At 70.5% G+C, this 24,303-nt stretch carries 25 protein-coding genes; 10 read left to right on the top strand and 15 right to left on the bottom strand.

The window, feature by feature from the left end:
* Positions 1-30 precede the first annotated feature (30 nt).
* Entirely contained in the window at positions 31-741 is a 711-nt protein-coding gene (locus tag QFZ58_RS27690; protein WP_307127621.1) for an antibiotic biosynthesis monooxygenase, read from the bottom strand.
* A gap of 120 nt (positions 742-861) precedes the next feature.
* Complete coding sequence (locus tag QFZ58_RS27685) at positions 862-1,518, bottom strand: DUF4232 domain-containing protein (RefSeq protein WP_307127620.1); 657 nt, start codon at positions 1,516-1,518, stop codon at positions 862-864.
* Positions 1,519-1,670: 152 nt separating this feature from the next.
* Between QFZ58_RS27685 and dapA the strand changes: the two genes are divergently transcribed.
* A complete protein-coding gene (dapA, locus tag QFZ58_RS27680) occupies positions 1,671-2,552 on the top strand; it encodes a 4-hydroxy-tetrahydrodipicolinate synthase (RefSeq protein WP_307127619.1) in 882 nt (293 codons plus the stop codon).
* Here dapA and dapD read toward each other — a convergent pair.
* The 3 genes from dapD to QFZ58_RS27665 all read right to left on the bottom strand — a co-directional run bounded on the left by dapD (position 2,549) and on the right by QFZ58_RS27665 (position 4,654).
* The gene (gene dapD / locus QFZ58_RS27675; protein WP_307127618.1) at positions 2,549-3,547 is read right to left on the bottom strand and encodes a 2,3,4,5-tetrahydropyridine-2,6-dicarboxylate N-succinyltransferase; all 999 of its coding nucleotides are present in this window, start codon (positions 3,545-3,547) and stop codon (positions 2,549-2,551) included. The two genes, dapA and dapD, sit on opposite strands and share 4 nt — an antisense overlap.
* Positions 3,548-3,785: 238 nt before the next feature.
* A complete protein-coding gene (locus QFZ58_RS27670) occupies positions 3,786-4,334 on the bottom strand; it encodes a TetR/AcrR family transcriptional regulator (protein ID WP_307127617.1) in 549 nt (182 codons plus the stop codon).
* A complete protein-coding gene (locus tag QFZ58_RS27665) occupies positions 4,334-4,654 on the bottom strand; it encodes a multidrug efflux SMR transporter (RefSeq protein WP_307127616.1) in 321 nt (106 codons plus the stop codon). The genes QFZ58_RS27670 and QFZ58_RS27665 overlap by 1 nt, the downstream gene beginning before the upstream one ends.
* Before the next feature lie 316 nt (positions 4,655-4,970).
* Here QFZ58_RS27665 and QFZ58_RS27660 point away from each other — a divergent pair, with 316 nt between their 5' ends.
* Positions 4,971-5,978: a hypothetical protein gene (locus QFZ58_RS27660; RefSeq protein ID WP_307127615.1), complete on the top strand. Its 1,008-nt coding sequence runs from the start codon at positions 4,971-4,973 to the stop codon at positions 5,976-5,978.
* Positions 5,979-6,306: 328 nt separating this feature from the next.
* Here QFZ58_RS27660 and QFZ58_RS27655 read toward each other — a convergent pair whose 3' ends face one another.
* Genes QFZ58_RS27655 through QFZ58_RS27620 form a run of 8 tightly spaced genes read right to left on the bottom strand, consistent with a single transcriptional unit; the run spans position 6,307 to position 12,886 of the window.
* Complete coding sequence (locus QFZ58_RS27655; protein ID WP_307127614.1) at positions 6,307-6,645, bottom strand: metal-sulfur cluster assembly factor; 339 nt, start codon at positions 6,643-6,645, stop codon at positions 6,307-6,309.
* Positions 6,642-7,097: a Fe-S cluster assembly sulfur transfer protein SufU gene (sufU, locus tag QFZ58_RS27650; protein ID WP_307127613.1), complete on the bottom strand. Its 456-nt coding sequence runs from the start codon at positions 7,095-7,097 to the stop codon at positions 6,642-6,644. The genes QFZ58_RS27655 and sufU overlap by 4 nt, the downstream gene beginning before the upstream one ends.
* A gap of 25 nt (positions 7,098-7,122) precedes the next feature.
* Positions 7,123-8,391, bottom strand: a complete 1,269-nt coding sequence (locus QFZ58_RS27645) for a cysteine desulfurase (RefSeq protein ID WP_307127612.1) — start codon at positions 8,389-8,391, stop codon at positions 7,123-7,125.
* Positions 8,388-9,152 (bottom strand): Fe-S cluster assembly ATPase SufC, encoded by a 765-nt coding sequence (gene sufC, locus QFZ58_RS27640; RefSeq protein WP_307127611.1) that lies wholly within the window; start codon positions 9,150-9,152, stop codon positions 8,388-8,390. Before sufC ends, QFZ58_RS27645 begins: the two co-directional genes overlap by 4 nt.
* A gap of 7 nt (positions 9,153-9,159) precedes the next feature.
* The gene (locus QFZ58_RS27635) at positions 9,160-9,477 is read right to left on the bottom strand and encodes a bifunctional 3-phenylpropionate/cinnamic acid dioxygenase ferredoxin subunit (RefSeq protein ID WP_307127610.1); all 318 of its coding nucleotides are present in this window, start codon (positions 9,475-9,477) and stop codon (positions 9,160-9,162) included.
* Complete coding sequence (sufD, locus tag QFZ58_RS27630) at positions 9,477-10,658, bottom strand: Fe-S cluster assembly protein SufD (RefSeq protein WP_307127609.1); 1,182 nt, start codon at positions 10,656-10,658, stop codon at positions 9,477-9,479. The genes QFZ58_RS27635 and sufD overlap by 1 nt, the downstream gene beginning before the upstream one ends.
* A gap of 60 nt (positions 10,659-10,718) precedes the next feature.
* Positions 10,719-12,140, bottom strand: coding sequence for a Fe-S cluster assembly protein SufB (gene sufB, locus QFZ58_RS27625; protein WP_307127608.1), 1,422 nt, complete (start codon positions 12,138-12,140; stop codon positions 10,719-10,721).
* Positions 12,137-12,886: a metalloregulator ArsR/SmtB family transcription factor gene (locus tag QFZ58_RS27620; protein ID WP_307127607.1), complete on the bottom strand. Its 750-nt coding sequence runs from the start codon at positions 12,884-12,886 to the stop codon at positions 12,137-12,139. Before QFZ58_RS27620 ends, sufB begins: the two co-directional genes overlap by 4 nt.
* 203 nt (positions 12,887-13,089) lie before the next feature.
* Between QFZ58_RS27620 and QFZ58_RS27615 the strand changes: the two genes are divergently transcribed.
* The 3 genes from QFZ58_RS27615 (at position 13,090) to QFZ58_RS27605 (ending at position 15,881) form a co-directional block, all read left to right on the top strand.
* Positions 13,090-14,025, top strand: a complete 936-nt coding sequence (locus tag QFZ58_RS27615; protein WP_307127606.1) for an ABC transporter ATP-binding protein — start codon at positions 13,090-13,092, stop codon at positions 14,023-14,025.
* Positions 14,022-14,789, top strand: a complete 768-nt coding sequence (locus tag QFZ58_RS27610; RefSeq protein ID WP_307127605.1) for an ABC transporter permease — start codon at positions 14,022-14,024, stop codon at positions 14,787-14,789. Before QFZ58_RS27615 ends, QFZ58_RS27610 begins: the two co-directional genes overlap by 4 nt.
* A 75-nt stretch (positions 14,790-14,864) precedes the next feature.
* Positions 14,865-15,881, top strand: a complete 1,017-nt coding sequence (locus tag QFZ58_RS27605; RefSeq protein ID WP_307127604.1) for a heme A synthase — start codon at positions 14,865-14,867, stop codon at positions 15,879-15,881.
* A 113-nt stretch (positions 15,882-15,994) separates the two neighbouring features.
* Here QFZ58_RS27605 and QFZ58_RS27600 read toward each other — a convergent pair whose 3' ends face one another.
* Together QFZ58_RS27600 and QFZ58_RS27595 are read right to left on the bottom strand one after the other, a co-directional pair.
* Positions 15,995-16,363 carry a hypothetical protein gene (locus tag QFZ58_RS27600; RefSeq protein ID WP_307127603.1) on the bottom strand — a complete coding sequence of 123 codons (369 nt, stop codon included), beginning with the start codon at positions 16,361-16,363 and terminating at the stop codon, positions 15,995-15,997.
* 100 nt (positions 16,364-16,463) lie between these two features.
* The gene (locus QFZ58_RS27595; protein ID WP_307127602.1) at positions 16,464-17,417 is read right to left on the bottom strand and encodes a heme o synthase; all 954 of its coding nucleotides are present in this window, start codon (positions 17,415-17,417) and stop codon (positions 16,464-16,466) included.
* A 286-nt stretch (positions 17,418-17,703) separates the two neighbouring features.
* Between QFZ58_RS27595 and tkt the strand changes: the two genes are divergently transcribed.
* The 5 genes from tkt to pgl are packed head-to-tail and all read left to right on the top strand — an operon-like array spanning position 17,704 to position 24,288.
* Positions 17,704-19,791 carry a transketolase gene (gene tkt, locus QFZ58_RS27590; protein WP_307127601.1) on the top strand — a complete coding sequence of 696 codons (2,088 nt, stop codon included), beginning with the start codon at positions 17,704-17,706 and terminating at the stop codon, positions 19,789-19,791.
* A 34-nt stretch (positions 19,792-19,825) separates the two neighbouring features.
* On the top strand, positions 19,826-20,944 hold the full coding sequence (gene tal / locus QFZ58_RS27585; RefSeq protein WP_307127600.1) for a transaldolase: 1,119 nt from the start codon (positions 19,826-19,828) through the stop codon (positions 20,942-20,944).
* A gap of 4 nt (positions 20,945-20,948) precedes the next feature.
* A complete protein-coding gene (gene zwf / locus QFZ58_RS27580; RefSeq protein ID WP_307127599.1) occupies positions 20,949-22,481 on the top strand; it encodes a glucose-6-phosphate dehydrogenase in 1,533 nt (510 codons plus the stop codon).
* Positions 22,478-23,509 carry a glucose-6-phosphate dehydrogenase assembly protein OpcA gene (gene opcA / locus QFZ58_RS27575; RefSeq protein ID WP_307127598.1) on the top strand — a complete coding sequence of 344 codons (1,032 nt, stop codon included), beginning with the start codon at positions 22,478-22,480 and terminating at the stop codon, positions 23,507-23,509. Before zwf ends, opcA begins: the two co-directional genes overlap by 4 nt.
* The gene (gene pgl / locus QFZ58_RS27570) at positions 23,506-24,288 is read left to right on the top strand and encodes a 6-phosphogluconolactonase (RefSeq protein WP_307127597.1); all 783 of its coding nucleotides are present in this window, start codon (positions 23,506-23,508) and stop codon (positions 24,286-24,288) included. Before opcA ends, pgl begins: the two co-directional genes overlap by 4 nt.
* Positions 24,289-24,303: the final 15 nt, after the last annotated feature.

Here is a 24,303-nt window from a genome sequence, read left to right as displayed (position 1 = left end):
TAGACGCAGTTCGTCCCCTGCCGCCCGGTTCTACGCCGGGCCGGCGCCGATGCCGGACGCGGGGGTGTAGCGGTGCACTCCGCCGCCGGTCACGCCCGGGTAGGCCTGGACCCGCTGCCACTGGGGTGTCGGTGATCCGACCCCGTCGCCCGCGGCGGCGAGCGCGTCGATGTGGGCCTGCGCGGTCTCCCACTCCGCGTAGTTCAGGACGCGGGTGCCGTCCGTACCGACGTGGAAGTGCGCCGAGATGCCGCCGGGCACCGGGGCCGGGTCGGTGCCCAGCGCCTCGAACACCGTGTCCACCCAGTCCCGTTGACGTGCCGGGTCCGGTCCGGCGAACTCGACGTCGACGATCACGACGCAGCCCGGCTCGCGGTCGTCGCCCTCCCTCACCCCGGAGCGGTACAACGTGAAGGTGTGCAGCCCGAGCCGCTCGATCCCGGGCACGGCGGCGTCGATCTCCGCGTCGCGGGCGTCGCGGCCGGTGCGGACGAAGTCCTGGTAGGCGTCCTCACCGGACCACTGCGAGTAGTGGAGGAGCGTCCTGCCGTCCTCCCCCGTGAGCACGGTGTACGAGAGGAGCCCCGGGTGGGTCCGGTCGAGGCCGGACCATGCCGCGCGGACGGCTTCGACGGTGCGCCGCCGGCGCTCGGGGGTACCGGCGTCCCACGTGCCGACCTCGACGATGCCGGAGTCGGGACGGGTGAGGTCGGGACGGGAGTCGAACTGTGCGGACGGCATGGCGTGGTCCTCTCCGGGCGCACTCCTGCGGTGCGCCGACGCCCACACCCTCGTACGTCAAGCGCGCTCGAGGTCAAGGCCGGACCGGCCGGGCCCGCGGGGGGCGAGGCCCGGGCGAGGTCATTCGGGCGGCGAGGTGCGCCAGGCGGTCGTGTTCAACTCGTCCATGAGCCGCACGTCGTGGCCCTCCAGCGGAAAGGTCCGCGCACCGGTGTCCGGCGCAGCGGCGATCTCCAGGGCGTCCCCTTCGATGAGATCGCCGCCCTCCTTCGTGGAGACCCAGGCCAGGATCGAGGTGACGGTGCCGCCGGGTTCCAGCACGACCTCCTCGGGTCCCTCGTCGTTGCCGAACATCGATCCTCCCGCGTTCACGGGGACGGGAAGGCGTTCACCGTCGTCGCCCAGGGCGCGCACGGACGGATAACCGTGGACGCGGTAGGGCTTCTTCCCGCAGTTGGTGAGCGTGAGCACCACGGCACGGTGGAACATCGCCGCCTGCACCTCCCCCATATCCACGGCGGCCCCGGAGGCGGGGCAGCCGGCCGTCGGGGCCTCGGGGCTCGGCGCGCCCTGGGCGGGCACGTCCGCCGTGGCCGGTGGACGGGGTGCCAGGGTCTCGGGTCGCACGGGGGCGGCCGGCGGCCGGGCGGCGCCGGCCGGGCTCGCGGTGGGCCCCGGCTCGCCCTCGCCGGCCGGGACGAGGAAGCCCGCACAGCCCGAGAGCGCCAGCGTGGAGGCCACCAGCGCGGCCGCCGAGATCGTCGTTCCTGTGCGCATCGCCGTGTACCCCACCCCTGGAACGGTCTGCCGCTTGCGCGTTCGATCATGCCAGACAGGGTCGGCCGAGCGAAGACCGTTCAGCAACGCTTCACCGTCACACCAGAAGAACTAAGTGGACCTGTACGGACGGTGGCGCCGACACTGCGGAGATGACACCGCACAGGCCCTTCGGCCGCACGCTCTGCGCCATGATCACGCCGTTCACCACCGAGGGGGAACTGGACCTGGAAGCCACCCGCGCCCACGCGCTCGGCCTGGTCGCGGGCGGCTGCGACGGCCTCGTGCTGAGCGGCACCACGGGCGAGTCCCCGACCACGACGGACGAGGAGAAGACCGCGCTGCTCCGGGCGGTACGGGAGGCGGTGGGGGACGGAGTCCCGCTCGTCGCCGGGGTCGGCAGTCCGGACACCCGGCACACCGTCCGGCTGGCGCGGGAGGCCGAGGCGGCGGGCGCGGACGGGCTGCTGGTGGTGACCCCGTACTACAGCCGCCCTCCGCAGGCCGCCGCCGAGGCGCACTTCGTCCGGGTCGCGGAGGCCACGGGCCTGCCCCTGATGCTGTACGACATCCCGGGCCGCACCGGCACGAGGATCGAGCCGCCGACGATGGCCCGGCTGGCGGAGCACCCGCACATCGTGGCCGTCAAGGACTGCTCGTACGACCTGCTCGCGGCGACGAAGCTCATGGCACGGACGCCCCTCGCCTACTACTCGGGCTGCGAGGAACTGAACCTGCCCCTCTACGCGCTCGGCGCGGCCGGCTACGTCAGCACCGTCGCCAATGTCGTCCCGCGCCGGATGCGGGCCGTACTGGACGCGTTCGACGCCGGGGACACCGCCGGGGCCACCCGCCTCAACGCGCTCACCGTCGGCCTGGTCGAGGCGATGACGGCCTCGGGCCTGCCGGGCACGGTCACGGCGAAGGCGCTGCTGGACGCCGGCCCGGTCCGCGAACCGCTGCAGCCCGCCGGCCGCGGGGCGACCGACGGGCTGCGCAGGGTGTACGAGGAACTGATCGCCGCCGAGGGCTAGTTGTGGGCGTGCAGTACGTCGTTGAGGCCGCCCCACACCGCGTTGTTCGGGCGGGCCTCGACGGCGCCGGTGACCGAGTTGCGGCGGAAGAGGATGTTCGAGGCGCCTGAGAGCTCCCGGGCCTTGACGACCTGGCCGTCAGGCATCGTGACACGGGTACCGGCCGTGACGTACAGCCCGGCCTCGACGACGCACTCGTCGCCGAGCGCGATGCCGATGCCCGCCTCGGCACCGATCAGGCAGCGCTCCCCGATGACGATGCGCTCCTTGCCGCCGCCGGACAGCGTGCCCATGGTGGACGCCCCGCCGCCGATGTCGGAACCGTCGCCGACGACGACGCCCGCGGAGATGCGGCCCTCGACCATGGAGGTGCCGAGCGTGCCGGCGTTGAAGTTGACGAAGCCCTCGTGCATCACGGTCGTACCGGCGGCCAGGTGCGCCCCGAGCCTGACCCGGTCGGCGTCGGCGATGCGGACACCCTTGGGCGCGACGTAGTCCGTCATCCGGGGGAACTTGTCGACCGCCGTGACCTGGAGGTGCAGTCCCTCGGCGCGGGCGTTGAGCCGGACCTTCTCCAGGTCGTCGACGGCCACCGGGCCGAGCGAGGTCCAGGCGACGTTGGCGAGGAAGCCGAAGATGCCGTCGAGGTTCTGGCCGTGCGGCTGGACGAGGCGGTGCGAGAGCAGGTGCAGCCGCAGATATGTGTCGTGCGCGTCGAGCGGCTTGTCGTCGAGCGAGGAGATGACCGTCGTCACGGCGACGACCTCCACCCCGCGGCGCGCGTCCACGCCGACGGCCCCGGCCGCGCCGGCGCCGAGCCGGTTCACCGCTTCCTCGGCGCCGAGGCGCTGCGTGCCGGCCGGGCCGGGGTCGGCGACGAGCTCGGGGGCGGGGAACCAGGTGTCGAGGACGGTGCCGTCACCGGCGATGGTGGCGAGGCCGGCGGCGACGGCGCCGGTGGTACGGGCGGGGCCCTGGGAAGTCGTGTCGGTCATGACCGAAACCTAACCGCCCGAGGCCCGCCCGGGCCAACCGGTCTCAGCGTCCGGGAGGGCTCACGCAGCCGTGACCGACGCCGGCGCGACGGTGCACGGGGGTCCATCCGGCCGGCTGCGGCGGCTGACGCCGGTGGTGGACCGGGACCGCACGCTCGCCCGGGCGCTGCACACGGCCACCGGCATCGAGGCCGGTGTGCGCGACGCGTGTCCGCCGTACGGGAGCGGGCCCGCCACCTCAGCGCCCGGCCCCCGCCACGATCCGGCCCAGCATCTCCCGGGTGTGCGCCGCGTCGAAGTCACCCCCGGTCAGCAGCACCTGCAGGCTGATCCCGTCCAGCAGGGCGACGAGCGCCCGCGCGGTGGCGGGGTCGGTGCGGGAGGCGATCACCTCTGTCAGGCCGTCCGCCCACTCCGCGGCGACGGCCCGCAGGGCCGGCCGGCGCAGGGCGGCGAGGTAGAGCTCGTACTCCAGTTCCATCGGCCCGCGCCCACCCGCGAACCACCCCTCCAGCAGCCGGGTCAGCGCCTCCGCCGTCGGGACGGCGGGATCGGCGAGGCAGGCGCTCTCGTGTACGGTCCGGGCGAAGTTCTCGTTGCACCGGCGCAGGGCGGTGACCAGCAGTTCGTCGAGCGAGGCGAAGTGGTACGTCGTCGAGCCGAGCGGCACGTCGGCCTCGGCGGCCACGGTCCGGTGACTGAGACCCGCGATGCCCTCGGCCGCCACGACGCGGATCGCCGCGTCGATGATCCGCTCGCGCCGCCCGGGGTCGTAACGGCGCGCCATCAGTGGGCCCCGCCGAGATTGAGCACCACGACCCCGGCGATGATCAGCGCGATGCCGGCCAGCTTCACGGAGCCCGCGGACTCGCCCATCCAGAGGATGCCGATGGCGGCGACCGCCGCGGTGCCCACCCCCGCCCAGATGGCATAGGCGGTACCGATGGGCAGGGTCTTGAGGGTCTGGGCGAGCAGCGTGAACGCCAGCACGTAGCCCACGACCGTGACGAGCGAGGGCCAGAGCCGGGTGAACCCCTCGCTGTACTTCATGGCCGTCGTTCCGGCCACCTCGGCGGCGATGGCCGCGGCCAGCAGTCCGTATCCCATGGGGCGACCGTACACATCATTGTGTACGGCCGTACACAACCCCACCCGTGCCCGTTCCGGCCCGCCCTGGCCGGTTCCGGGGCCGGTGCGGGACGCTACGGTGTCCCGACCGGTAGGACCGGATGACAACCGGACAACAACAACAAACGGAGCAGCAGTGGCGCAGGACGCAGGGTGGGGCGGCGGCGCATACGGGGGCACACCGCACGGCGGAGCGCCGCCGTACGGAGGGCCCCCCGGGCCGCCGGGTTGGGGCGGCTGGGCACCGCCGCCGAAGCCGGGAGTGATACCGCTCGCACCCCTGAAGCTCGGGGATGTGCTCAACGGCGCGTTCTCGACGATGGGCAGGTACTGGAGGCCGCTGTTCGGCACGGCCGCCGCGCTGTACGGCGGCGCACTGCTGGTCATGGCGGCGGCGGTCGCCATCGCCTACTCCACGGTCGCCGGCCCCCTGGATCGCGTGGTCTCCCTCAGCCACGACGAGGAGGCCGCCTCGTCGGACGTCGTGTCGCTGGTGACGGCGCTCTGCGTCCTCGCCCTGCTGGGCATCATCACCATGGCCGTCGTCTCCGGCCTGATGTACGCGGCCGTCCCGGCGGTCCTCCAGGAGGCGGTGCTGGGCAGGCCCGTCGCCTTCGCCACGGTGTGGCGCAAGGCCTGGAGCCGCGTCGCACCCGTGATCGGTGCGCTGATCCTCACGGCCCTGATCGCCGTCGTGCCCGTGGTCCTCATGGGGGTCGCGTTCGTCGGGGTGGCCATCGGTCTCATCGCCATGGACAGCGGTGGCGGCGCCGCCACCGCCACGACGCTCGGACTCCTGGGCGCCCTGGTGACCGGCCCGGTGGCCGTCTGGCTCTGGATCAAGTTCTGCCTGGCACCGGCGGCGGTGGTCTTCGAGGGCCAGGGCTCCGTAGCTGCCCTGCGCCGTTCCTCCCAGTTGGTGCGCGGCGACTGGTGGCGGATCTTCGGCATCACCCTGCTGGCCGGCAGCATGGCGGCCACGGCCGGCTATGTCATCCAGATGCCGTTCTCGATCCTCGGCATGTTCCCCGGCATGATCGGGACGTCCTCGCTCGGCAACGACCCGAGCGCCACAGCGGTGATCGTGGCGATGAGCGGCTACCTCGTCGCGATGATGCTGGGGCAGCTGGTCAGCCAGGTCATCTCGACGACGTTCCCGCAGCTGGTGGCCGGCCTGCTCTACGTCGACCGCCGCATACGGACGGAGGACCTGGGCCCGGTCCTGGCCGAGGCCGCCGGCGCCCCCGCCCAGGGCCCCCACCCGCCACCACCGTACGCAGGCGGCGCCGCCCCGCAGTGGTGACCCGCCCCGTCACCGTCCGGTGGCGCGGGCACGGCCGTCGTCCTGGGGACACGGACGATCAGGTACTGACCGGTGGCGTTCTTCCGGATGTCCCGGACGGCCGGCCCGCCCAGGTCCAGCGCGATCGGCGTACCGAGGACGGCCTCGGCCCCGCCGCCCGCCACCTCGTCGAAGTCGGTCACGGGCACGATCAGCGCCTTGCCGCCCGACTTCGGCGGGACGAGGGGCGCGGGAGCTCAGGTACGCGGTGGCACGCCGCTGATACGCCGGGCGAACAGACGCGGACGGCCCCCGGCACGATGCCGGGGGCCGTCCAGGACGTCATGGGTCAGACGTTGAAGCCGAGTGCGCGAAGCTGCTCGCGGCCGTCGTCCGTGATCTTGTCCGGGCCCCACGGCGGCATCCAGACCCAGTTGATGCGGAGCTCGCTGACGATGCCGTCGGTCGCGGACTTCGCCTGGTCCTCGATGACGTCGGTCAGCGGACAGGCCGCGGACGTCAGCGTCATGTCGAGCGTCGCGATGTTGGCGTCGTCGATGTGGATGCCGTAGATCAGGCCCAGGTTGACGACGTCGATCCCGAGCTCGGGGTCGACCACGTCGTACAGCGCCTCGCGGACCTCCTCCTCGGAGGCCGGCTTGATGGTGAGAGTCTCGTTGTCGCTCATGCCGTCTTCCCTTCGGACAGCGCCTGCGCCGTCGCGTCCTTCCACGCCATCCAGCTCAACAGCGCGCACTTGACCCGGGCCGGGTACTTGGAGACGCCGGCGAACGCGACGGCGTCCTCCAGCACCTCCTCCATCGCATCGTCCGGCTCCAGCTGACCCTTGGACTGCATCAGTTCCAGGAAGGTCTCCTGGATCTTCCGCGCCTCGCCGAGGTCCTTGCCCACCAGCAGCTCGTTGAGCACGGAGGCGCTGGCCTGGCTGATGGAACAGCCCTGGCCCTCGTAACTGACGTCGGCGATGGTCTCGCCGTCATACCTCACGCGGAGCGTGATCTCGTCGCCGCACGTCGGGTTGACGTGGTGCACCTCGGCGTCGCCGTCCCGCAGGCCACGCCCGTGGGGGTGCTTGTAGTGGTCCAGGATCACTTCCTGGTACATGGAGTCAAGCTTCACCAGTCAACCCTCAGCCCTGTCCCGATCAACCGAAAAAGTTCCGTACGTGCTCCAGGCCGTCCACCAAGGCGTCGACCTCGCCCGGCGTGGAGTACAGATAGAACGACGCTCGCGTCGTCGCAGGAATTCCGTACCGCAGGCAGACCGGCCGTGCGCAGTGGTGCCCGACCCGGACGGCGATGCCCTGTTCGTCCAGGACCTGGCCTACGTCGTGCGGGTGGATGTCACCGAGCGTGAAGGAGATCGTCGCTCCACGGTCCTCGGCCGTCGCCGGGCCGATGATCCGGAGGTCGGGGACCTCCAGCAGCCGCCTCACCGCGTACTCGGTGATCGCCTGCTCGTGGCGGTAGATGTTCTCCATGCCGATGGCCGAGAGGTAGTCCACGGCCGCGCCGAGGCCGACTGCCTGCGCGATCGGGGGCGTACCCGCCTCGAACTTGTGCGGCGCGGGGGCGTAGGTCGAGGAGTGCATCGACACCGTCTCGATCATCTCGCCGCCACCGAGGAACGGCGGCAGGTCCTCGAGGAGCTCCTGCCGTCCCCAGAGCACGCCGATGCCCGTCGGGCCGACCATCTTGTGACCGGTGAAGGCCACGAAGTCGGCCTGCAGCGCCTGCACGTCGAGCACCATGTGCGGGGCGGCCTGCGAGGCGTCGATGCAGACCAGCGCGCCGACCTGCTGGGCGCGCCGGATGATCTTCTCGACCGGGTTGTGCGTGCCCATGATGTTGGAGACCAGCGTGAAGGAGACGATCTTCGTCTTCTCCGTGATGATCTCGTCGATGTTCGACAGGTCGAGGCGGCCGTCGTCCGTGATGCCGAACCACTTCAGCTTCGCGCCCGTGCGCTGCGAGAGCAGCTGCCACGGCACGATGTTGGAGTGGTGCTCCATCTCGGTGGTGACGATCTCGGTGTCACTGTCGACCCGGTAGGGCTCGTCGGCCCAGCCGAGCATGTTCGCCACGAGGTTGAGCGACTCCGAGGCGTTCTTGGTGAAGATCACCTCGTTGCGGCTGGGTGCGTTGATGAAGGCGGCGACCTTGTCGCGCGCGCCTTCGTACAGCGCGGTGGCCTCCTCCGCGATCGTGTACACACCGCGGTGGACGTTGGCGTTGTGCCGCTCGTAGTACTCGTTGAGCGCGTCGAGGACCTGGCGCGGCTTCTGCGAGGTCGCCGCGCTGTCCAGGTAAACGATCTTCTTGCCGTCGTGGACCGTGCGGTCCAGGATCGGGAAGTCCTTGCGGATCGCCTCGGTGTCGAGGAGGCCGGAGAGCCCCTGTCGGGCGTCAGTCACGCGGAAGCGCCACCCTTCACGTAAGCCTCGTAGCCCTCGTTCTCCAGCTTGTCGGCGAGCTCGGCGCCACCGGACTCGGCGATGCGGCCGTTGGCGAAGACGTGCACGAAGTCGGGCTTGATGTAGCGGAGGATCCGCGTGTAGTGCGTGATCAGCAGGGTGCCGACCTCGCCGCCCTCACGGACCCGGTTGACGCCCTCGGAGACGACGCGCAGGGCGTCGACGTCCAGGCCGGAATCGGTCTCGTCGAGGATCGCGATCTTCGGCTTGAGGAGCTCCAGCTGGAGGATCTCGTGGCGCTTCTTCTCACCGCCGGAGAAACCCTCGTTGACGTTGCGCTCGGCGAAGGACGGGTCCATCTGGAGCCCGGACATCGTCTCCTTGACCTCCTTCACCCACGTCCGCAGCTTGGGGGCCTCGCCGCGGACGGCGGTGGCGGACGTGCGCAGGAAGTTGGAGACCGAGACACCGGGGATCTCGACCGGGTACTGCATGGCGAGGAACAGGCCGGCGCGGGCCCGCTCGTCGACGGACATCTCCAGGACGTCCTCGCCGTCCAGAGTCACCGTGCCACTCGTGATCGTGTACTTGGGGTGACCCGCCAGCGAATAGGCGAGGGTGGACTTGCCGGACCCGTTCGGGCCCATGATGGCGTGGGTCTCGCCCTGCTTCACGGTCAGGTCGACGCCCTTGAGGATCTCCTTCGTGGCGTGGTCGGCCTCGACGGAGACGTGCAGGTCGTGGATTTCAAGCGTTGCCATGGGTGACTCAGGACTCCTGGGTGACGGAGACGAGCACATCGTCCCCTTCGATCTTTACGGGGTATACGGGGACGGGGCGCGTCGCGGGCAGGCCGGACGGCTTGCCGGTGCGGAGGTCGAAGCTCGAGCCGTGCAGCCAGCACTCGATCGAGCAGTCCTCCACCTCGCCCTCCGACAGCGAGACGTTCGCGTGCGAGCAGATGTCGTTGATCGCGAACACCTCGCCCTCGGTGCGGACGACGGAGACCGGCGTGCCGTCGAGCTCCACCCGTTTCGGGGTGCCGTCCTCCAGCTCGCTCAGCGCACAGACTCGGACGAAGGCCATCAGACGGATGCCTTCAGCTCGGTCTCGATCTTGTCGAGGAGCCGGGCTTCGACATCGGGCAGACCGATCTGCTGGACCAGCTCGGCGAAGAAGCCGCGCACGACGAGCCGGCGGGCCTCCTCGGCCGGGATGCCGCGGGACTGCAGGTAGAACAGCTGCTCGTCGTCGAAGCGGCCGGTCGCCGAGGCGTGGCCGGCTCCGACGATCTCGCCGGTCTCGATCTCCAGGTTGGGCACGGAGTCGACCCGGGCGCCGTCGGTCAGAACCAGGTTGCGGTTCATCTCGTAGGTGTCGGTGCCCTCGGCCGCGGCCCGGATGAGGACGTCGCCGATCCAGACGGCGTGCGCGCCTTCGCCCTGCAGCGCGCCCTTGTAGGCCACGTTGGACTTGCAGTGCGGGGTGTTGTGGTCGACCAGGAGGCGGTGCTCCTGGTGCTGGCCCGTGTCGGTGAAGTACAGGCCGAAGAGCTCGGCCTCACCGCCGGGACCCGCGTAGGCGATCCGCGGGTGGAGACGGACCACGTCACCGCCGAAGGTGACGACGATGGACTTGAAGGAGGCGTCCCGGCCGACCAGCGCGTTGTGCTGACCGACGTGGACGGCGTCCTCGTCCCAGTCCTGGACGGAGACGACGGTCAGCTTCGCACCGTCACCCAGGATGTAGTCGACGTTCGCGGCGAGCACCGCGTCGCCGGTGTGGTCGATGACCACGACGGCCTCGGCGAAGGCGCCCAGCTCGATGACCTGGTGGCCGTAGGCGACGCCGCCCTGGCCGTGCACGGCGATCCGGACCGGCTCGGTGAGCACGGCCTCCTTGGCGACCGTGACGACCGAGGCCTGCTGGAAGGAGGAGTACGCCTGGGCGGCGACCCGGTCCACCGGGGCGCCGGCCCTGCCGAGGCGCGCGTCGTCGCGGCCCACGGTCTCGACCGTGACACCCGCGGGCGCCTCGACGACGACCTTGACACCGTCACCGGTGGCCACGGCGGTGCCGTCGTGCAGACCGCGCAGTCGCTCCAGCGGCGTGAACCGCCACTCCTCCTCGCGGCCGTGCGGGACCGGGAAGTCCGCGACGTCGAAGGACGGGGGGGCGCTCATGCGCGTGGCGACGGTCGACTCGGCGGCCACCGCGATGGAACCGGCGGTCGTCGAACCGGCCGGGATGTTCTGAGCCTCAGCCATGGCTGTCGTAGTGCTCGCTTTCTCAGTCAAGAACGTGTCGGGGCGCGGTCGGCGGGCCTGCTAGCCGACCGAACCCTCCATCTGCAGCTCGATCAGCCGGTTGAGCTCCAGGGCGTACTCCATGGGCAGCTCCTTGGCGATCGGCTCGACGAAGCCGCGCACGATCATCGCCATGGCCTCGAACTCGGTGAGTCCGCGGCTCATGAGGTAGAAGAGCTGGTCCTCGGAGACCTTGGAGACGGTCGCCTCGTGGCCCATCGACACGTCGTCCTCGCGGACGTCGACGTACGGGTACGTGTCCGAGCGGGAGATGGTGTCGACCAGGAGCGCGTCGCAGAGCACGTTGGACTTCGCGCCCGGTGCGCCCTCGCCGATCTCGATCAGACCCCGGTAGGAGGTGCGGCCACCGCCTCGCGCCACCGACTTGGAGACGATGTTGGAGGAGGTGTTCGGCGCCATGTGGACCATCTTGGCGCCGGCGTCCTGGTGCTGGCCCTCGCCCGCGAAGGCGATGGAGAGGGTCTCGCCCTTGGCGTGCTCGCCCATCAGGTAGACGGCCGGGTACTTCATGGTGACCTTGGAGCCGATGTTGCCGTCGACCCACTCCATGGTCGCGCCCTCGTACGCCACGGCGCGCTTGGTGACGAGGTTGTAGACGTTGTTCGACCAGTTCTGGATGGTCGTGTAGCGGCAGCGGCCGCCCTTCTTCACGATGATCTCGACGACCGCGGAGTGCAGGGAGTCCGAGGAGTAGATCGGCGCGGTGCAGCCCTCGACGTAGTGGACGTAGGCGTCCTCGTCGACGATGATCAGCGTCCGCTCGAACTGGCCCATGTTCTCCGTGTTGATACGGAAGTAGGCCTGGAGCGGGATCTCGACGTGCACGCCCTTCGGCACGTAGATGAAGGAGCCGCCGGACCACACGGCGGAGTTCAGCGAGGCGAACTTGTTGTCACCGACGGGGATGATGGTGCCGAAGTACTCCCTGAAGAGCTCCGGGTGCTCCTTCAGCGCCGTGTCGGTGTCCATGAAGATGACACCCTGCGCCTCGAGCTCCTCGTTGATCTGGTGGTAGACCACCTCGGACTCGTACTGCGCGGCGACACCGGCGACCAGGCGCTGCTTCTCCGCCTCCGGGATGCCGAGCTTGTCGTACGTGTTCTTGATGTCCTCGGGCAGGTCCTCCCAGGACTCGGCCTGCTTCTCCGTGGACCGGACGAAGTACTTGATGTTGTCGAAGTCGATGCCCGACAGGTCGGAGCCCCAGTTCGGCATGGGCTTCTTGCCGAACAGCTTCAGGCCCTTGAGCCGGAGCTTGAGCATCCACTCCGGCTCGTTCTTCTTCTCCGAGATGTCGCGGACGACAGCTTCGGACAGGCCGCGCTTCGCCGCCGCTCCTGCCGCGTCGGAGTCGGCCCAGCCGAATTCGTAGGTGCCCAGACCCTCGAGCTCAGGGTGGGCAGTCTCCGTGGGGAGCGTCATGCGGGGTTCCTCCCGGCCGTACTTGCAGATACTGAATGGGTGGTCTGTGAAGCCTGTGGTGCCGTGGGGCTGCTGCGCGGAACGAACGTCGTGCACACACCGTCGCCGTGGGCGAGGGTGGCAAGACGCTGTACGTGGGTCCCGAGCAGGCTGGAGAAGAATTCCGTCTCCGCCTCGCACAGCTGCGGGAACTGCTCGGCGACGTGGGCGACCGGGCAGTGGTGCTGGCACAGCTGCTCACCCTGCTGCGGGCCCGGCGCGCTGCGCGCCGTCGCAGCGTACCCGTCGGCCGACAGGGCCTTGGCGAGCGCCTCGGTGCGCGACTCGGGGTCCGCGGCCTCGACCGCCGCACGGTAGGTCTCCACCTGGGCGGCCATCCGGGCGCGGGCGAAGGCGACGACCGCCTCGTCCCCCGCCGTCTCGGCGATCCAGCGCAGTGCGTCGGCGGCGAGCTTGTCGTAGGACTGGTCGAACGCGTCCCGGCCGCAGTCGGTCAGAGCGAACACCTTGGCCGGCCGGCCGCGGGTCCGCGCGCCGTACACCCGCTGCTCACGGGCCTCGACGACGCCGTCGGAGACGAGGGCGTCGAGATGACGGCGTACGGCGGCCTGGGTCAGACCGACACGCTGGGCGAGGTCGGCGGCCGTGGACGGGCCGTGGTCCAGGATGGAGCGCGCGACCTTGTTGCGCGTGGAGCGCTCACCGGTCGCGAGTTCCTCCTGGGGAGCCTCGCCAACGTATTTCACAACGCCATTGTTGCGTAATTCCTTCGAGCCTGACAACCCGCCCCTAGGCCGGGCGTGGTGCGCTTCATCACTTAGGCAGACCTAAGTTGACCTGCGCAAACGGATGACCACGGCACACCCTTCGCAGGTGGGGCCACCCGCGGCCGCCGCCGGGTGAGCCCTCCGCGCGGCACCCCGGGCCGCCCCGCCTAGACTTGCCCGCCATGAGCAGCGAGCCCGGCCGGCAGGTCGTACAGGTGACCGGCCTGGTCAAGCGGTACGGCCGCAAGACCGCAGTGGACGGCCTCGACCTGGAGGTCGCGGCGGGCGCGGTCACCGCGGTCCTGGGACCCAACGGCGCCGGCAAGACCACCACCATCGAGACCTGCGAGGGATATCGCCGGCCGGACGCGGGGACGGTGCGGGTCCTCGGCCTCGACCCCGTCGCCGACGCCGCCGAGCTGCGCCCCCGCATCGGCGTCATGCTGCAGTCCGGCGGCGTCTACTCCGGCGCCCGCGCCGACGAGATGCTGCGCCACATGGCGAGGCTGCACGCCCATCCCCTGGACGTCGACGCGCTGATCGAACGCCTCGGCCTCGGCAGCTGCGGACGCACCACCTACCGCCGGCTCTCCGGCGGCCAGCAGCAGCGCCTGGCCCTCGCCACGGCCGTCGTGGGCCGCCCCGAGCTGGTCTTCCTGGACGAGCCGACCGCGGGCCTCGACCCGCAGGCCCGCCGCTCCACGTGGGACCTGGTACGGGAGCTGCGCTCGGACGGCGTGTCCGTCGTCCTGACCACCCACTTCATGGACGAGGCCGAGGAGCTCGCCGACGACGTCGCCGTCATCGACGCGGGCCGCGTCATCGCCCGGGGCAGCCCCGAGCAGCTGCGCCGCGGGGGCGCCGAGAACACCCTGCGCTTCACCGGCCGCCCCGGGCTGGACCTGGCCTCGCTGCTGAAAGCCCTGCCCGACGGCAGCGAGGCGGCCGAGCTCACGACCGGCACGTACCGCATCACCGGGCGCATCGATCCGGAACTGCTGGCCACCGTGACCTCCTGGTGCGCCCAGCACGGCGTGATGCCGGACGGCATCGCGGTGGAGCGGCACACGCTCGAGGACGTCTTCCTCGAACTGACCGGCAAGGAGCTGCGCGCATGAGCGCCGGTACGTACACCCCCCGCCCCGGCGCCGCCCCGCTGCCCCGCATGATCGCCGCGCAGGCCGCGCTGGAGACACGGATGCTGCTGCGCAACGGCGAGCAGCTGCTGCTGACGGTGGTCATCCCCACGCTCCTGCTGGTCCTGTTCAGCGCGGTCGACATCGTCGACACGGGGGCGGGCGAGCCGGTCGACTTCCTCGCGCCCGGCGTCCTCGCGCTCGCGGTGATGTCCACGGCCTTCACCGGCCAGGCCATCGCGACCGGCTTCGAGCGGCGCTACGGCGTCCTCAAGCGGCTGGGGGCCTCCCCACTGCCGCGGTGGGGGCTGATGGCGGCGAAGACCGTTTCGGTACTGGTCACCGAGGTGCTGCAGATCGTCCTGCTGACGGGGATCGCCTTCGCGCTCGGCTGGTCGCCCGAGGGCAGCCCGTTCGCCGTGCTGCTGCTCCTGCTGCTGGGCACCGTGGCCTTCTCCGGTCTCGGGCTGCTGATGGCGGGGACGCTGAAGGCCGAGGCGACCCTGGCCGCTGCCAACCTGGTCTTCCTGCTGCTCCTGGTGGGCGGCGGGGTGATCGTGCCCCTGGACAGGTTCCCGGAGGCGGCCCGGTCCGTCCTGGAGCTGCTGCCGATCTCGGCCCTCTCGGACGGGCTCAGGGACGTCCTGCAGCACGGCGCCGGGATGCCGTGGGGCGACCTGGGGATCCTGGCGGTGTGGGCCGTGCTCGGGCTGGGCGCGGCGGCGAGGTTCTTCCGCTGGGAGTGACGCGGCGACGGCACGCAGTAACACGTCGTCGCCACCCGTCCCCCTCGTGAAAGCGTGCACAAGCCGCCGCTTACGATGGTGCGCGTGCCCAAGCTGACCCGAGCCGACGTCGCTCAAGCCGCCCGCAACCCGCTCCAGTACATCGCCGAGCGGTGGACGCCGACGCCACGGACCGTGCGCCGCGCCGTGATGTCCACGATCGTCATGGCCGTGGTCATCGTCGTGACCGGTGGCGCCGTGCGTCTGACCGGCTCCGGCCTCGGCTGCCCCACCTGGCCCAAGTGCACCGACGACAGCCTGACGACGACCGGCGAGATGGGCCTGCACGGCGTCATCGAGTTCGGCAACCGGATGCTGACGTACGTGCTGTGCGCGGCGGTCGGCTGGGCGATCATCGCCGTGCGGTCGGGCGAACCCCGGCGGCGCAGCCTCACCCGCCTCGGCTGGGCGCAGTTCTGGGTCGTCATGGGCAACGCGGTGCTCGGCGGGGTCGTCGTCCTGGTGGGGCTCAACCCGTACACCGTCGCGGCGCACTTCCTGCTCTCGACCGCGCTGCTCACGCTCGCGGTGCTGATGTGGAACCGGCTGGGCGAGGGCGACGCCGCACCCAAGCCGCTGGTCGGCGCGGCGGTCGCGCAGCTCACCTGGATCCTGGTGGGCGCAGCCGGACTGCTCGTCGCGGTCGGCACCGTCGTGACGGGGTCCGGACGGCACGCCGGCGACTCCAGCGACGTGCACCGCATCCCGCTCGACTGGAAGCTGATCAGCCAGTTGCACGCCGACCTGGCCTGGGTCGTCGTGGCGCTGACGATCGCGCTCTGGTTCGTGCTGAAGGCCGTGGACGCCCCGGCCGGGCCCCGGCGCCGGGCCGGTGAGCTCTTCCTCGTGCTGCTGGCGCAGGGTGTCGTCGGTTACGTCCAGTACTTCCTGGACACCCCGGAGCTTCTGGTGGGCCTGCACATGCTGGGCTCGTGCCTGGTCTGGATCGCCGTCCTGCGGGTGCTGCTCTCGCTGCGGGAACGCCCGTCGGCGGGGGCGGCCGCTCCCGCACCGGTGGCCATGCCGCAGCCGGAGCACGCGCCCGCGGGCTGAGACCCGTACGGCCCGCAACGCGAAGGGCCTCTGTCGCGACCCGCCCGGGCGGGTCGCGACAGAGGCCCTTCGCCGTCTCCAGGGAGGCGTCGCCCCGCCTCCGGTGCGGCGTCTCAGCCGTTGGAGGGGCCGCCCACCTGGATACCGGCCATGCGGGACCACTCGTAGGGGCCTGTGCGGACCTTCGCCGCGAACTCGCCGTCGAACGTCTCGTGCAGCGTGATGCCGGCCTTCCGCGCGGCACTCTCCGCCACGGCGTAGGAGGGGGCGACCAGATCGCCCCAGCCGCCGTCCTCTCCGACGAGGACGATGCGGGTGCCCACCTGGCCGAGGTGGGCGAGCTGCCCCTCGGCACCGCCGTGCGCCTTGCTGAAGGCGCCGATCTCCCTGGCGAGCTTGGCTGCCTTGCGCTCCGCGCGGGCCGCCTGCCTGCCGTCGTCCTGCTGGGTCCCGGACTCTGCCGTTCCTGCCGTCTCTGCCATGAACAGGATGCTACCGACGGGTAGATCATGTGGCGACGGGCGGGGGGCGTGGCATCGGCCACGTCCCCCGCCCGTCGGCGGAGCTCCGGTACGTGCGGGACTACCTCAGGAAGGGGTCCACCGCGACGGCGACGAAGAGGAAGGACACGTAGGTGATGGACCAGTGGAACAGCCGCATCTCCTTGAGCTTGCCCCCGGTCACCCCCGCCTTCGCCCGGCTCTGCAGGCCGTGCGCCTCCCAGAGCCAGAAGCCGCCGGCCAGCAGGGCTACGGCCGTGTAGAACCAGCCCGTGTAGCCCAGCGGCGTCAGCAGCAGCGAGACGAGGACCATCACCCAGCTGTAGAGGACGATCTGGCGGGCGACCACCCGGTTGGAGGCGACCACGGGAAGCATCGGCACGCCGACCCGGGCGTAGTCGTCCTTGACCTTCATCGAAAGCGGCCAGTAGTGCGGCGGCGTCCAGAAGAACATCACGGCGAAAAGAATGACCGGGGCCCAGGACATCGAATTGGTCACGGAGGACCAGCCGATGAGTACGGGCATGCAGCCGGCGATTCCGCCCCAGACGATGTTCTGCGAGGTACGGCGCTTCAGCAGCATCGTGTAGACGACCACGTAGAACAGAAGTGCGCCGAGCGCGAGAGCGGCCGAGAGCCAGTTGACGAGCAGCCCGAACCAGACCGTGGAAATGACACCGAGGGCGATTCCGAAGACCAGGCACTCACGCGGAGACACCATGCCGGTGACGAGCGGCCGCTGCGACGTGCGGTCCATCAGCGCGTCGATGTCACGGTCGATATACATGTTGAGCGCATTGGCGCCGCCCGCGGAGAGATATCCGCCGATGGTGGTGATGACCACGAGCCACAGGTCGGGCACTCCCCGGGCCGCGAGGAACATCACCGGAACGGTGGTGATCAGCAGCAGCTCGATGATGCGCGGCTTGGTAAGCGCCACGAATGCCTTGACGCGGGCCCCGAACGGGCGATGACCCACCGGGCCCGGAGTCAAGGCGACCCCCGCGGGTCGGGACTCGACGGCCGTCACGCACACCCCTGACAGAGAAATCCCAGCAAGCTCCGGGCATGAAGGCCCGGTAAAGACTTGCGCGAACCAGACCACTGTAGACGTTGCGCACACGCCGTTCTTCGCGGGGGTGGGGTCGTGTTGACGGTGGCGCAGAAGTGAACGGGAGCGCTCATACGGGAGGCGAACTCCGCAGGTCGCCCGCACTGTGGAAAGGGCAGAAGTACCGCCTGGTGTCGGGGGTAGGCTCGGCAATGCCCGGTGCGGTAACCAGCCACCGGTTTACGACAGTGGAGAGGAGCCCTGACTCAGGGTGAGCACCAAGCCGACCACCACAGACCTCCAGTGGACCGAATTGGACCAGCGGGCCGTGGACACCGTCCGCGTCCTCGCCGCGGACGCCGTACAGAAGGTCGGAAACGGCCACCCGGGTACGGCGATGAGCCTGGCTCCGGCCGCGTACACCCTTTTCCAGAAGGTGATGCGCCATGACCCGGCGGACGCGGACTGGACCGGCCGCGACCGGTTCGTGCTCTCCGCGGGCCACTCCAGCCTGACGTTGTACATCCAGCTCTACCTGGCCGGATACGGCCTGGAGCTCGACGACCTCAAGGCTTTCCGTACCTGGAACTCCAAGACCCCCGGCCACCCGGAGTACGGCCACACCACCGGTGTCGAGACGACGACCGGCCCGCTGGGCCAGGGTGTCGCCAACGCCGTGGGCATGGCGATGGCCTCCCGCTACGAGCGCGGTCTGTTCGACCCGGACGCGGCCCCCGGCACCTCCCCCTTCGACCACACCGTCTGGGTCGTCGCCGGTGACGGCTGCCTCCAGGAGGGCATCTCGGCCGAGGCGTCCTCGCTGGCCGGTCACCAGAAGCTCGGCAACCTGGTGCTCCTGTGGGACGACAACCACATCTCGATCGAGGGCGACACGGAGACCGCGGTCTCCGAGGACACCCTGAAGCGGTACGAGTCCTACGGCTGGCACGTCCAGCGCGTCGAGCAGCTGCCCAGCGGCGACCTCGACCCCGCGGGCCTGTACGAGGCGCTGCAGGCGGCCAAGGCCGAGACGGAGCGCCCGTCCTTCATCGCGGCCCGCTCCATCATCGCCTGGCCCGCCCCGAACGCCCAGAACACCGAGGCCGCGCACGGCTCGGCTCTCGGTGACGACGAGATCGCGGCGACCAAGCGCGTACTCGGCTTCGACCCGGAGAAGACCTTCGAGGTCTCCGACGAGGTCATCGCCCACACCCGTGAGGCACTGGACCGCGGCCGCGAGGCCAAGGCGGAGTGGAACAAGTCCTTCGCCGCGTGGCGCACCGCCAACCCGGAGCGCGCCGCCGCATTCGACCGGATCGCCGCGGGCGACCTGCCCGAGGGCTGGGAGGACAAGCTTCCGGTCTTCGAGGCCGGCCACGCGGTGGCCACGCGTGCGGCCTCCGGCAAGGTCCTGCAGGCGCTCGGTGGTGTCATTCCCGAGCTGTGGGGCGGCTCCGCCGACCTGGCGGGCTCGAACAACACCACGATCGACAAGACGTCGTCGTTCCTCCCGGCCGGCAACCCGCTGCCCGAGGCGGACCCGTACGGCCGGACGATCCACTTCGGCATCCGCGAGCACTCCATGGCCGCGGCCATGAACGGCATCGCGCTGCACGGCAACACCCGCATCTACGGCGGCACCTTCCTGGTGTTCTCCGACTACATGCGCAACGCCGTGCGCCTGTCCGCGCTGATGCACCTGCCGGTGACGTACGTGTGGACGCACGACTCGATCGGCCTCGGCGAGGACGGCCCGACCCACCAGCCGGTGGAGCACCTGGCGTCGCTGCGTGCCATCCCGGGCCTGAACGTGGTCCGCCCGGCCGACGCCAACGAGACGGCGATCGCCTGGCGCGAGATCCTGCGCCGCTGGACCAAGGAGTTCGGCAAGGGCGCCCCGCACGGTCTGGCGCTCACCCGCCAGGGCGTGCCGACCTACGCCGCGAACGAGGACGCCGCCAAGGGCGGGTACGTGCTCTTCGAGGCCGACGGCGGCGAGCCGCAGGTCGTGCTGATCGGTACGGGCTCCGAGGTACAGCTGGCCGTCGAGGCTCGCGAGGAGCTCCAGGCCGCCGGAGTCCCCACCCGTGTGGTGTCGATGCCGTGCGTCGAGTGGTTCGAGGAGCAGGACCAGGGTTACAAGGACAGCGTGCTGCCGCCGTCCGTGAAGGCCAGGGTCGCCGTCGAGGCGGGCATCGGCCTGACCTGGTACCGGTACGTGGGCGACGCGGGCCGGATCGTCTCGCTGGAGCACTTCGGTGCCTCCGCCGACGCCAAGGTCCTCTTCCGCGAGTTCGGGTTCACCGCCGGGCACGTGGCGCAGGCCGCACGGGAATCTCTCGCCTCCACTGCGCGCTGACGCGGTTATACGACTAGTAGGAGATGCAACTCTCATGACAGACGCACTCAAGCGCCTCTCCGACGAGGGCGTGGCGATCTGGCTCGACGACCTGTCGCGCAAGCGGATCACATCCGGCAACCTGGCCGAGCTGATCGACCAGAGCCACGTCGTGGGCGTCACGACGAACCCCTCGATCTTCCAGAAGGCGATCTCCTCGGGTGACGGTTACGAGCAGCAGCTCACCGACCTCGCCGCCCGCAAGGTCACCGTCGAGGAGGCGCTCCGCATGATCACCACGGCGGACGTCCGCGACGCCGCCGACATCCTGCGCCCGGTCTTCGACGCGACGGACGGCCAGGACGGCCGGGTCTCCATCGAGGTCGACCCGCGTCTTGCCCACAACACCCTGGCCACGGTCGCCGAGGCCAAGCAGCTGGCGTGGCTGGTGGACCGGCCGAACACGCTGATCAAGATCCCCGCGACGAAGGCCGGCCTGCCGGCGATCACCGAGACGATCGGGCGCGGCATCAGCGTCAACGTCACCCTGATCTTCTCGCTGGAGCGCTACCGCGAGGTCATGGACGCCTACCTGGCGGGCCTGGAGAAGGCGAAGGCCGCGGGCCTGGACCTCGCCAAGATCCACTCGGTGGCCTCGTTCTTCGTGTCCCGTGTGGACACCGAGATCGACAAGCGGCTGGACGCCGTCGGCAGCGACGAGGCCAAGGCGGCCAAGGGCAAGTCCGCCCTCGCCAACGCGCGTCTGGCCTACGAGGCGTACGAGGAGGTCTTCGCGGGTGACCGCTGGGCCGCCCTCGACAAGGCGCACGCGAACAAGCAGCGTCCGCTGTGGGCCTCCACCGGCGTCAAGGACCCGTCCCTCAAGGACACCCTGTACGTCGACGACCTCGTCGCCCCCAACACGGTCAACACCATGCCGGAGGCGACGCTGGAAGCCGTGGCCGACCACGGAGACATCACCGGCAACACCGTCGCCGGTGGCTACGACCAGGCGCGTGCCGACCTCGAGGCGATCAAGAAGCTCGGAGTCAGCTACGACGAAGTCGTCCAGCTGCTGGAGGACGAGGGCGTCGACAAGTTCGAGGCGGCCTGGAACGACCTGCTCAACTCCACCGAGGCCGAGCTCAAGCGCCTCGCTCCTTCGGAGGGCTGACCACTTGTCTGGTGTTCCCGGAGCCAACCCGCTCCGTGACGCCCAGGACCGACGGCTCCCGCGTATCGCGGGGCCGTCGGGTCTGGTGATTTTCGGCGTCACAGGCGATTTGTCCCGTAAAAAGCTGATGCCTGCCGTCTACGACCTGGCCAATCGCGGCCTGCTGCCACCGGGCTTCTCGCTCATCGGCTTCGCGCGCCGCGACTGGGAGGACGAGGACTTCGCGCAGGTCGTCCACGACGCGGTCAAAGAGCACTCGCGCACGCCCTTCCGTGAGGAGGTCTGGCAGCAGCTGGCCCAGGGTATGCGTTTCGTCCAGGGCAACTTCGACGACGACGTGGCGTTCGAGACCCTGCGGGCCACGATCGAGGAACTCGACAAGGCACAGGGCACCGGCGGCAACTTCGCCTTCTACCTGTCCGTGCCGCCCAAGTTCTTCCCCAAGGTCGTCCAGCAGCTCAAGAAGCACGGGCTGGCCGACCAGAAGGAGGGTTCCTGGCGGCGGGCCGTCATCGAGAAGCCGTTCGGTCACGACCTGGAGAGCGCGCAGGAGCTGAACCAGCTCGTGCACGACGTCTTCCCGCCGAACGAGGTCTTCCGCATCGACCACTACCTCGGCAAGGAGACGGTCCAGAACATCCTGGCGCTGCGCTTCGCCAACACGATGTGGGAGCCGATCTGGAACAGGTCGTACGTCGACCACGTCCAGATCACGATGGCCGAGGACATCGGCATCGGCGGCCGGGCCGGCTACTACGACGGCATCGGCGCGGCCCGTGACGTCATCCAGAACCACCTGCTGCAGCTGCTGGCGCTGACCGCGATGGAGGAGCCCGGCTCCTTCCACCCGAAGGCGCTGGTGGCGGAGAAGCTGAAGGTGCTCACGGCCGTCGAGCTGCCGGACGATCTCGGCAAGCACACGGTGCGCGGTCAGTACACGCACGCGTGGCAGGGCGGGCAGGAGGTGCCCGGTTACCTCGAGGAAGAGGGCATCGACGCCAAGTCGAAGACCGACACCTTCGCCGCGATCAAGCTGACGATCAACAACCGCCGGTGGGCGGGTGTGCCGTTCTACCTCCGTACCGGGAAGCGGCTCGGCCGCCGGGTCACGGAGATCGCGGTCGTCTTCAAGCGCGCCCCCTACCTTCCCTTCGAGTCCGGTGCGACGGAGGAGCTGGGCGGCAACGCCCTGGTCATCCGGGTGCAGCCGGACGAGGGGGTCACGGTCCGGTTCGGCTCCAAGGTGCCCGGCACGTCCATGGAGGTCCGGGACGTCACGATGGACTTCGCGTACGGCGAGTCCTTCACGGAGTCCAGTCCGGAGGCGTACGAGCGGCTCATCCTCGATGTCCTGCTCGGTGACGCCAACCTCTTCCCGCGCCACCAGGAGGTCGAGCTCTCCTGGAACATCCTCGACCCGATCGAGGAGTACTGGGACAAGCACGGCAAGCCCGCCCAGTACGCGGCCGGCACGTGGGGTCCGGCCGAGGCCGACGAGATGCTCGCACGCGACGGACGGAGCTGGCGCCGGCCATGAAGATCGATCTCACGGAAACCACGTCCAGCAAGATCAACCAGGCCCTCATCTCGGCGCGCCGCTCCATCGGCACGCCGGCCATCGGCATGGTGCTCACCCTCGTCATCGTCACCGACGAGGAGAACGCCTACGACGCGATGAAGGCGGCGAGCGACTCCTCACGCGAGCACCCCTCGCGGATCATCGCGGTGATCAAGCGGGTCAGCCGTTCCCCCCGTGCCCGGCGCGACGCGCGGCTCGACGCGGAGATCCGCGTCGGTTCCGACTCGGGCTCGGGCGAGACCGTCGTGCTGCGTCTGCACGGCGAGCTGGCCAACCACGCCCAGTCGGTCGTCCTGCCGCTGCTGCTGCCGGACGCCCCGGTGGTGGTGTGGTGGCCCGAGGACGCGCCTGCGGACCCGGCGAAGGACCCGCTGGGCGCGCTCGCCCAGCGCCGGATCACCGACACCTACTCCGCCGAGCACCCGCTCGACGAGCTGGCGGTGCGCGCCGCGACGTACCAGCCGGGTGACACGGACCTGGCATGGACCCGCATCACGCCGTGGCGGTCGATGCTGGCGGCGGCGCTCGACCAGCAGCCCGCCGAGGTCGTCTCGGCCACGGTCGAGGGCGAGTCCGACAACCCGAGCTGCGAACTGCTGGCCATGTGGCTCGCGGACCGGCTCGGCGTCCCGGTGGAGCGCACCCTGTCCGGCGGCCCCGGCCTGACGGCCGTCCGGATGGCGACCAGGAACGGCGACATCGTCCTGGACCGGGCCGACGGTTCGCTCGCCACGCTCTGCATGGTGGGCCAGCCCGACCGTGCGGTGGCGCTGAAGCGGCGGGAGACCGCGGAGCTCCTCGCGGAGGAGCTGCGGCGCCTGGACCCCGACAACATCTACGAGTCCACGGTGAAGTTCGGGGTGGAGCGCCTCGGCGGACCCACGGAGGCCTCGTCCGTCGGATCCGGTCAGAAGCCGTCGTCTCCGGCGGGCGCGGGAGCCCCTGCCGCGAAGAAGGCGGCGGCCAAGAAGGCGGCGTCCAAGTGAGTGCTCCGCAACTCGTCGTGCACCGCGGCAAGGAGCTGATGGCTCAGGCCGCGGCGGCCCGGCTGATCACGAAGATCGTGGACGCCCAGTCCGCACGCGGCTCCGCCTCGGTGGTGCTCACCGGCGGGCGCAACGGCAACGGCCTGCTGGCCGCGCTCGCCGCTTCGCCCGCGCGCGACGCGGTCGACTGGTCGCGGCTCGACCTGTGGTGGGGCGACGAGCGGTTCCTGCCGGAGGGTGATCCGGAGCGCAACGTCACGCAGGCCCGCGAGGCCCTGCTGGACGCGGTGGGTGCGGACCCCGCCCGGGTGCACGCGATGCCCGCGTCGGACGGACCGTACGGCGGTGACGTGGACGCCGCCGCCGCGGGGTACGCCGAGGAACTCGCCGCCGCGGCGGGCCCGGAGGACCACGGTTCCGTACCGGCGTTCGACGTGCTGATGCTGGGCGTCGGCCCGGACACGCACGTCGCGTCGCTCTTCCCGGAGCTGCCGGCGGTACGGGAGACCGAACGCACCGTCGTCGGTGTGCACGGTGCGCCCAAGCCGCCGCCCACGCGGGTCACCCTCACCCTGCCTGCCATCCGGGCGGCACGTGAGGTGTGGCTGCTGGCCGCGGGCGAGGACAAGGCGGAGGCGGTGAAGATCGCGTTGTCCGGTGCCGGGGAGATCCAGGCCCCGGCGGCGGGAGCGTACGGCCGCAGCCGCACCCTGTGGCTGCTGGACGCCGCGGCGGCTTCCGAGCTGCCGCGGGCGCTGTATCCGCCCGCTTCGGCGTAACGGGACACCGCAGAG

It is taken from the genome of Streptomyces sp. B1I3 (assembly GCF_030816615.1).
In the GTDB taxonomy this organism is placed as follows: Bacteria; Actinomycetota; Actinomycetes; order Streptomycetales; family Streptomycetaceae; genus Streptomyces.
Note: the sequence above shows the minus strand (reverse complement) of the source record. Positions and strands in the feature narration are given on the sequence as shown.

Excerpts from the sequence above, each read along its gene's own strand:
- sufB (WP_307127608.1), bottom strand. The coding sequence starts at position 12,140 with ATGACGCTCCCCACGGAGACTGCCCACCCTGAGCTCGAGGGTCTGGGC.
- QFZ58_RS27670 (WP_307127617.1), bottom strand. The coding sequence starts at position 4,334 with ATGGCGCGCCGTTACGACCCCGGGCGGCGCGAGCGGATCATCGACGCG.
- QFZ58_RS27690 (WP_307127621.1), bottom strand. The coding sequence starts at position 741 with ATGCCGTCCGCACAGTTCGACTCCCGTCCCGACCTCACCCGTCCCGAC.
- QFZ58_RS27600 (WP_307127603.1), bottom strand. The coding sequence starts at position 16,363 with ATGGCAGAGACGGCAGGAACGGCAGAGTCCGGGACCCAGCAGGACGAC.
- QFZ58_RS27655 (WP_307127614.1), bottom strand. The coding sequence starts at position 6,645 with ATGAGCGACAACGAGACTCTCACCATCAAGCCGGCCTCCGAGGAGGAG.
- QFZ58_RS27665 (WP_307127616.1), bottom strand. The coding sequence starts at position 4,654 with ATGGGATACGGACTGCTGGCCGCGGCCATCGCCGCCGAGGTGGCCGGA.
- dapA (WP_307127619.1), top strand. The coding sequence starts at position 1,671 with ATGACACCGCACAGGCCCTTCGGCCGCACGCTCTGCGCCATGATCACG.
- opcA (WP_307127598.1), top strand. The coding sequence starts at position 22,478 with ATGAAGATCGATCTCACGGAAACCACGTCCAGCAAGATCAACCAGGCC.
- QFZ58_RS27605 (WP_307127604.1), top strand. The coding sequence starts at position 14,865 with ATGGTGCGCGTGCCCAAGCTGACCCGAGCCGACGTCGCTCAAGCCGCC.
- sufD (WP_307127609.1), bottom strand. The coding sequence starts at position 10,658 with ATGGCTGAGGCTCAGAACATCCCGGCCGGTTCGACGACCGCCGGTTCC.
- QFZ58_RS27610 (WP_307127605.1), top strand. The coding sequence starts at position 14,022 with ATGAGCGCCGGTACGTACACCCCCCGCCCCGGCGCCGCCCCGCTGCCC.
- QFZ58_RS27635 (WP_307127610.1), bottom strand. The coding sequence starts at position 9,477 with ATGGCCTTCGTCCGAGTCTGTGCGCTGAGCGAGCTGGAGGACGGCACC.
- sufC (WP_307127611.1), bottom strand. The coding sequence starts at position 9,152 with ATGGCAACGCTTGAAATCCACGACCTGCACGTCTCCGTCGAGGCCGAC.
- tal (WP_307127600.1), top strand. The coding sequence starts at position 19,826 with ATGACAGACGCACTCAAGCGCCTCTCCGACGAGGGCGTGGCGATCTGG.
- QFZ58_RS27685 (WP_307127620.1), bottom strand. The coding sequence starts at position 1,518 with ATGCGCACAGGAACGACGATCTCGGCGGCCGCGCTGGTGGCCTCCACG.
- dapD (WP_307127618.1), bottom strand. The coding sequence starts at position 3,547 with ATGACCGACACGACTTCCCAGGGCCCCGCCCGTACCACCGGCGCCGTC.
- QFZ58_RS27615 (WP_307127606.1), top strand. The coding sequence starts at position 13,090 with ATGAGCAGCGAGCCCGGCCGGCAGGTCGTACAGGTGACCGGCCTGGTC.